The organism is Cellvibrio sp. (genome assembly GCF_053579595.1).
Genome location: NZ_JBRFPI010000053.1, coordinates 1 through 7,379, shown reverse-complemented (window position 1 = coordinate 7,379; position 7,379 = coordinate 1). Strand labels below are relative to the sequence as shown.

Sequence of the window (7,379 nt, the reverse complement as noted above, 5' to 3'; positions counted from 1 at the left end):
CCGCGTTGTGGCCTTCGACGGCAAGAATTTCGCGTGCGAAACGGCCTTCAGCACGAGCGGCGGCTGCAAGCTGATGCGAACGCGCTCCGAACTCGTCCATTTGCTGGCGATTGATACCATGCAATAGCGCAAGGTACTCAGCAGTCATCCCCATATTGCCTGCTGCTTTAGCGACGGATAATCCCAACAAGGGGTTAATGCTGACCGATTCATACATCGGCAAATGCCCCATATGTTCAACACCGCCAATCAAATACACATCGCCCTGCCCGGCGCGAATATTCACCGTTGCAGTATGCAAAGCCGACATCGAAGAACCGCAGAGGCGGTTAATCGTTTGCGCAGGAATTGTGTGCGGCAAACCGGCCAATAATAAAATATTGCGCGCCACGTTAAATGCTTGCTCTTCGCGTTGCATCACACAACCCCAGAGTAAGTCATCAATGGTATTTGGATCAAGTTTTGGATTGCGCGCAAGCAAGCCTTTAATAATTGCAGCAGAAATATCATCTGCACGCATATGGCGAAAGCAACCGTTTTTGGAGCGCCCCATGGCGCTGCGGGCGTAATCAACAATAACGGCATCGCGTGGTTGTAAGCTCATTAGAATAACTCCTTAGCCGTAAAATTTTTGGTTGTTAGCCGCTTTGGCTTTGAGACTATCAGGCGCTTGGTAAAGTGCACCCAGAGCGGTAAATTTTGCAGCCATATCGCAGAAGGTTTGTGCGCCGATAAAATCGATCCAACGGAAAACACCTCCACGGAAAGGGGGAAAACCTGTGCCATACACCAGCGCCATATCGGCTTCAGCTGCCGTCTCCACAATGCCTTCATCGAGGCAGCGAGTTAATTCAGTCGCCATAGGAACCATCATGCGCGCGATAATGTCCTCATCGCTAATTTCAATTGCTCCCTGAATAGTTGGCTTGAGAATCTCAGCCACTTCAGCGGCTGCCACCTTTGCAGGCTTACCTTTTTTATCAAGCTCGTAGTTATAAAAACCTTTTTCGTTTTTCTGACCGAGACGACCCGCCGCAAAGAGCGCATCGGTGCAAGAAGTGAAATCGCGCTGCATACGATCAGGAAAACCATTGGCCATGACTTTTTCCGCATGGACTGCAGTGTCAATACCAACTACATCAAGCAAATAAGCCGGCCCCATCGGCCAACCCCAGGTTTCCATTAATTTATCGATGCGCTGGAAATCCACACCATCGCGCAGCAACATCGCAAAACCTGCCAAATACGGAAACAGTACGCGATTTACTAAAAAGCCGGGGCAATCTCTTACCACGATCGGTTTTTTACCCATAGCATTTGCATAAGCTACGGTACGGGCGACAGCGTTGTCCGAAGTCTTTTCGCCACGAATCACTTCTACTAACGGCATCATATGTACCGGGTTAAAAAAGTGCATACCACAGAAATTTTCCGGGCGCGCCAAACCTTCTGCAAGATAGGTGATGGAGATGGTAGACGTATTTGATGCGAGCACAGTATCGCTGCTAACTTTTGTTTCAACTTCAGCCAGCACGGCTTTTTTTACTTTAGGGTTCTCAACAACGGCTTCAACCACAATATCAACGTGCTCAAAACCATCGTACGTCAACGCCGGTTCAATGCGGTTCAACACATTACCCATTTCAGTCGCGGTTAATTTTTTGCGTTCTACTCGCTTGCTCAATAATTTGTTTGCCTCCGAAAGACCGAGATCAATCCCCTGCTGGGCAATGTCTTTCATTTTAATCGGCACACCTTTTAGTGCCGATTGATAAGCGATACCACCGCCCATAATCCCTGCACCCAGAACCGCTGCGCGCGCGATTTTTTTATCGGCCTTTCTCTCCCAACCTTTGGCTTTTTTACCAAGAATTTGCTCATTGATAAAAATGCCCACCAGTGATTGTGCAACGGGGGTTTGTGCCATTTTTGCAAAATTCTCAGCCTCGGCCTGCAATGCTTCATCGCGACCTTTGTCAGCGGCTTTTTGCATCGCCTTAATAGCAGAAACCGGTGCTGGATAATTGCGCCCTGCTTGTCCACCCACAAACGCTTTTGAAGTTTCAAAAGCCATCATGGATTCAATAAAATTTAATTTAAGCGGCGATTTTTTCTGCGCGCGACGCGCCTGATAATCAAACTTGCCACTGATACACTGCTGCAAACAATTCAGCGCAGCGTCATGTAATTTTGCCGGCTCAACAACAGCATCAACCACCCGCGCAGTCAATGCAACCTCGGCGTCATTCTCTTTGCCAGCAGCAATCCACTCAACCGCAGTATCGAGGCCTGCGACTCGCGGCAGGCGCACTGTGCCACCCCAGCCAGGGATAATCCCCAACTTGGTTTCAGGCAAACCCACTTTGGCGGCAGTGCTGGCAATACGGTAATCACACGCCAAACAAAACTCCAAACCACCTCCCAATGCAAAACCGTTAATCGCCACTACGGTAGGAAATGGCAGATCTTCGAGGCGGCAAAAGTTGCGATTATTGGTTGCCAAGTGTCCAGTGATTTGTTCTGGGCCAGAAGCGAATACTGCGCCGAACTCCATAATATCGGCACCCACGATAAAGACATCTTTGGCGCTCTTGATCAGCAACCCGCGAATATCTTTTGCTTTTTCAAGTAGGTCGAGTACCTGCTGGAGCTCTGAAACGACGAGCAAACTGAATTTGTTCACCGATTCACCTTGCAAATCAAAGGTCAGCTCAGCGATGCCATCGGGCAACAGGGAAACCTTTAGGGCTTTTCCTTGAAACATAATAAATCTCTCTTTCTAGTAAGGAACGAGGAGGGAAAATCTGGATTTGAGTGTAGCAGGCTGACGTGGACTTGCCTCACAGGAGTGCAGACCGCTGGGTTATAACGCACAAAAATTTGTGCAAATTATCCCTTATGCACAAAAAGCGAACAGCGGAACAGGCTGGCGTCATGCCCGGAGAGGTTAATCAAGCGAAACAGTTGGTTGGCCGGAATATAAAAGCTCTCGCCCTGATTCAACAACTGGGTTCCACTCAACAACGTCAGCTGCAGGCTGCCATAAAGTATCACACCACAACAGTCTGCTGCTGGCACACTAAATACACTGGACTGCCCCGCTAACAGATACTCGGTGCGCACATCCAATTGTTGGTGGCAGTTATTCAGAGCGTGGACATCCCACATTTCTGCAGACGGTGCGTGAATATCACCAGAGAATTTAAAACTAAAAAAATCCGCCAGACTTATGGGAAATGCCGCCAAAATACGCGAAAGGGACTGAATGCTCGGGCTCACTTGCCCCTGTTCAATCATAGAAATGCTGCTGTTAGTCACTCCAGCACGCTTGGCCAGCTCACGTTGTGAATAGCCAATGGCATTACGAATCAATTTGAGCCGCACTGCCGTATCCTGAACAGAACAACAGGAGTTGGTATCAGCAAGCTCACTAGGAAGCAGCGTAATATTCAGAGAAGATCCTATACCAGTTGCGTCATCCGACATGCTTGGTACCTGGGCGATGAGGAACACCGGACATGTTCGCCCGGTGCTACCGGCAGAATTTACTTTCTGGAAGCGAGCAACTGATCTCGCTCAGCGGTCGGTAAATTATCCACTATCAACTGATAAGAATGATCAATCATTCGCTGGATCTGATCACTAGGAACAGAGCCATCCAAAATAATAGTGTTCCAATGTTTTTTGTTCATCTGAAAACCCGGACGCACCGCCGGGTATTGCTCCCGCAACTGCAACGCAAGATCAGGGTCACATTTCAAGCTAATACGCGGAACACCACCTTCAGCAGTCAGTGTTGAAAACATTTTATGGCAAACTTTGTAGACTGCCATATCAGGACCAGAGGGAAACATCTCTTTGGCTTGGTGCTTGGTTAAAAGGTATTTCTGTGCGGAAAGAAAATCCATGTTTTAGTCCTTTATCGAACAACTCAGGTCGATTAAAAAGCTATAAATTTGGGTTAAGGTCAAGCAATCACATTGATAATTTTTTGCTTCTGCCGCAAGTTCCTACATGCAATGCCTTTCAGTATAGGTAACAAGAAACAAATATGTGCTTATCATCACCTGTGTAATCAGCCTCGCTCCCTCACCTAATGCCTATTCTGCATCAGCTACAGCAGAAACGATAGCAAGAATGGCGCAGAAGTCATCATTTTTTACTTGTGTGGCGATTTTATGGTCAACATGACCAGTTGTCACCCCTTTCCTTCTATAAATCCAATGAGAATCACACACTCTCAGCTGTCGGATTGATGTGTCGTTATTTCTTACACTCTCTTCAGAAGCCTAGCATATATGAGCCAAGTGGGTCATTGCATATATTATTCGCCGAATCAGGAAATCACCTCTAGCCCTAAAACGAGGTGCGCCTATACTCCCTATATTCCGGCTGCCAAAAATTCTTTTCGATCTTTTCATCAATAATTTCGTGAGGTATCGGCAAGGCTACTCCATCGTCTATCGCCTGCAAAATGACAGCTTTAGCAATCACTTTGCTCACTTCTCTGATGCTGCCCAATGGCGGCAACAAAGCCCCCGCCCCGGCCCGCACAACGGGCGACGCGTCTGCCAATGCTTTACTTGCAGTCATCATCATATTATCAGAGATGCGCGCTGCTTTAGCCGTGATAACACCCAGACCAACACCCGGAAAAATATAACTGTTGTTGCATTGGGCAATCTCAACCAACTGCCCCCCCATATCGACCGGTGGAAATGGGCTGCCGGTAGCAACCATGGCTTTACCGGATGTCCAACGCAGGATATCCACCGGCTGAGCTTCTGCCTGTGAGGTTGGGTTGGAGAGTGGCAATATCAATGGTCGCTCGCAATTTACCTGCATTGCTTCGACCACTGCCTTGGTAAACAAACCTGCCTGACCGGAAACTCCAATCAATACTGTAGGCTGGGCATTGCTCACCACATCCAATAAATTAATGGGGCCATCAGCGCGGCTGTGCGCCAATGTCCAACTGTTCACCACATCATCAGGAGTGCAAAAGGGAATCTGGAAATCAAATAAACCCGGCATATTGCGCTGTAACAATCCATCGCGGCTAATTAAAAAGATCTTGCTGCGCGCCTCAGTGTCGCTCGCGCCTTCTGCTTCCATTTGTTTAACGATTTGGTCTGCAATCCCACATCCGGCCGAACCTGCGCCCGCAAATACAATGCGCTGATCTTTTAACAATTCACCTTTAGCTTTACAGGCGGCCATCAAGGTACCAACCGCAACAGCCGCAGTACCCTGAATGTCATCATTAAAACAACAGAGTTGATCGCGATAGCGATTCAACAATGGAGTCGCATGATCCTGTGCAAAATCTTCAAACTGCAGCAGTACATTTGGCCAGCGCACCTTAACTGCTTGCATAAACTCATCGACAAACCGGTAGTAGTCATCACCGGTGATACGCGGGTGACGCCAGCCCATATACATTGGATCATCCAGCAATGCTTGATTGTTTGTGCCGACGTCAAGTGTCACCGGCAAGGTATAGGCCGGGCTAATGCCTCCGCAAGCTGTATAGAGCGCAAGCTTTCCGATAGGAATACCCATACCGCCAATGCCTTGATCCCCCAACCCTAGGATACGCTCACCATCGGTAACAACGATCACTTTGACATTTTGTTTGGTTGCGTTTTGCAGCATATCCTCGATTCGGTCACGATCAGGATAGGAAATAAACAAGCCACGTTTGCGTCGATATATTTTGGAAAACTGCTGGCAGGCTAACCCTACGGTAGGGGTGTATATCAGCGGCATGATCTCTGTAAGGTGATCAGTTACCAGACGGAAATACACTGTCTCGTTGGTATCTTGAATATTGCGCAGATATATATGTTTATCGATAGGTGATTCAAATGAGCAGAGCTGCTGGTACACCCGCGCTTCCTGCTCTTCAATTGTCTCAATGTTGTACGGCAGCAAACCTTCAAGATTAAACTGCTGCCGCTCACGCTGGGTAAAGGCACTGCCTTTGTTTAACAGCGGCGCTTCCAGCAATGCAGGGCCAGCAAAGGGAATATAAATAGGACGTTTTTTCGCCATAGCATTCACTGACAAATTCTGTGTATATAGTGCAACCATAGCGCAATTGCAGTCGAACAACCAGCAAAGGAATAACAATTATTATTTTGTACATAGTGAGGGTAAAATGTTCTGCATTTTATCTACCGGTGAACCGATATGACTCCCAATGCATTTTTTGCGACACTTAACTCCGCACCAGACACGATTCAATTTAGCGATACTATTGCAGTTATCGAGGCTCAATACGAATTCACACCTACTGCATTCCAAAATGGACCACTTAAAAACGAAGCGGGGCAAAATTCCGGCTCTTGCAAAATATTTTCGTTTGCTAAATTACACGAATTAACCGAACAGCAAACACTCGCTTGTTTTGGAGATTATTACCGCGTCGATGTATTACAGCACGCCGATGGCCAGGATCATCAAAATATTCGCAATTTTATGCAATATGGTTGGAGCGGTATTCAATTTGATAATCAAGCATTAACTAAAAAATGTTAAGAGATCCATCATGTGGATACAAAAAGAATTTCGTTTAATGGCGCGCACAAGAGGGTTTCATCTAATTACCAATGAAATCATGCGTCAGCTACCTGAGCTAGCAAACTACAAAATAGGTTTGCTGAATATCCTACTCAAGCACACCTCAGCGTCGCTAACTATTAACGAAAATGCCGACCCAACCGTACGCAAAGATTTCGAGAGTTTTTTTAACCGTGTCGTACCAGAGGATGAACCCTATTACCTTCATAACGATGAGGGAAGTGACGACTTACCTGCGCATTTAAAAGCCAGCATTCTTGGTGCCAGTGTAAATATTCCAATCACCAATGGACATTTAAACCTGGGAATCTGGCAAGGAATTTATCTGTGCGAGCATCGCAACCATGGTGGTAGCCGCACATTAGTCGCAACACTTCAGGGTGACACCTTTTGAATACTACAGACAATAAAAAACCCGCTGGTAGCGGGTTTTTTATTAGATGGATCAATATTTATTTACGGAAGCCCGGGGGTAAAACACCGCCAGGTGCTGCGCCGCCGCCCGGCATCATACCGCCGATACCACGCATCATTTTCTGCATGCCGCCGCCTTTCATTTTGCCCATCATTTTCGCCATTTGTTTGTATTGTTTTAACAAACGGTTGAGATCCTGAATTTGTGTGCCCGAACCTGCGGTAATACGGCGCTTGCGCGAGCCACTTAAATCATCCGGATTGCGGCGTTCTTCCGGGGTCATAGAATTAATAATCGCTTCCATGGTTTTAAACTGCTTGCCCATGTTAGCGCTCTGCGCCATTTGTGCGACGTTGCCGAGACCGGGCAATTTATCCAGCAT

General features: G+C 47.3%; 7 protein-coding genes and 1 pseudogene. 2 read left to right on the top strand and 6 right to left on the bottom strand.

Annotation, left to right across the window (positions count from 1 at the left end; translation table 11 throughout):
* The 5 genes from ACWA6V_RS05280 to ACWA6V_RS05260 all read right to left on the bottom strand — a co-directional run.
* Positions 1-604, bottom strand: a 604-nt coding sequence (locus ACWA6V_RS05280) for a thiolase family protein (protein ID WP_449521501.1), incomplete at its 3' end; no start/stop codon positions are given.
* 12 nt (positions 605-616) lie between these two features.
* On the bottom strand, positions 617-2,767 hold the full coding sequence (gene fadB, locus ACWA6V_RS05275) for a fatty acid oxidation complex subunit alpha FadB (protein ID WP_449521514.1): 2,151 nt from the start codon (positions 2,765-2,767) through the stop codon (positions 617-619).
* 122 nt (positions 2,768-2,889) lie between these two features.
* On the bottom strand, positions 2,890-3,486 hold the full coding sequence (locus tag ACWA6V_RS05270) for a helix-turn-helix domain-containing protein (RefSeq protein WP_449521500.1): 597 nt from the start codon (positions 3,484-3,486) through the stop codon (positions 2,890-2,892).
* 59 nt (positions 3,487-3,545) lie between these two features.
* On the bottom strand, positions 3,546-3,908 hold the full coding sequence (locus ACWA6V_RS05265) for an MmcQ/YjbR family DNA-binding protein (protein WP_449521499.1): 363 nt from the start codon (positions 3,906-3,908) through the stop codon (positions 3,546-3,548).
* Between the two features lie 448 nt (positions 3,909-4,356).
* A complete protein-coding gene (locus ACWA6V_RS05260; RefSeq protein WP_449521498.1) occupies positions 4,357-6,054 on the bottom strand; it encodes an NAD-dependent malic enzyme in 1,698 nt (565 codons plus the stop codon).
* Positions 6,055-6,192: 138 nt separating this feature from the next.
* On the opposite strand from ACWA6V_RS05260, the gene ACWA6V_RS05255 reads away from it, so the two are divergent.
* Entirely contained in the window at positions 6,193-6,540 is a 348-nt protein-coding gene (locus ACWA6V_RS05255; protein ID WP_449521497.1) for a HopJ type III effector protein, read from the top strand.
* A gap of 10 nt (positions 6,541-6,550) precedes the next feature.
* On the top strand, positions 6,551-6,976 hold the full coding sequence (locus tag ACWA6V_RS05250) for a secondary thiamine-phosphate synthase enzyme YjbQ (RefSeq protein ID WP_449521496.1): 426 nt from the start codon (positions 6,551-6,553) through the stop codon (positions 6,974-6,976).
* A gap of 58 nt (positions 6,977-7,034) precedes the next feature.
* Here the strand turns inward: ACWA6V_RS05250 and ACWA6V_RS05245 are convergent.
* Positions 7,035-7,379 (bottom strand): annotated as a pseudogene (locus ACWA6V_RS05245) (signal recognition particle protein); the annotation flags it as partial.